Origin of the sequence: Vibrio sp. 10N.222.49.C9 (genome assembly GCF_041474985.1) — a bacterium.
Classification (GTDB): Bacteria; Pseudomonadota; Gammaproteobacteria; order Enterobacterales; family Vibrionaceae; genus Vibrio; species Vibrio crassostreae_C.
In genome coordinates, this window is the sequence record NZ_JBFRVD010000312.1 from 1 (window position 1) to 353 (window position 353).

Consider the following 353-nt stretch of genomic DNA (forward strand, 5'->3'; position numbering starts at 1 on the left):
TGCTTGAAGTGCAATCCAATGCACTCAAATTACCCAATGCAACTACACGGCCACAAGACGAAATCAACAAAGACATCGTAGAACGCTGCACTACGATGAGAAAAAAATTAACTAGAGTAAGATGGATGGCCAGCGTAAACGCAATCCTCTTTACCATCACCATCTACTTATGCACGATTTATGATCCGCAATACGAAATTGCCATCATCGTCTGTTCAACCCTTAGCCTATTCTACTCACTAGCCACCATAGCGAGAAACACATCGACCATTCGATATCTCAGTAAGAAAATTCAAAACCACACCGACACACAACAATAAGCAAACCAACCTGCAGTGGCCACTATCCAACAA

General features: G+C 42.5%; 1 protein-coding gene. It reads left to right on the forward strand.

Translation table 11 applies throughout. The features are described 5' to 3' along the window. On the forward strand, nucleotides 1-320 hold a 320-nt coding region (locus tag AB4585_RS23285; RefSeq protein ID WP_372171153.1), incomplete at its 5' end, for a hypothetical protein. Nucleotides 321-353 lie beyond the last annotated feature (33 nt).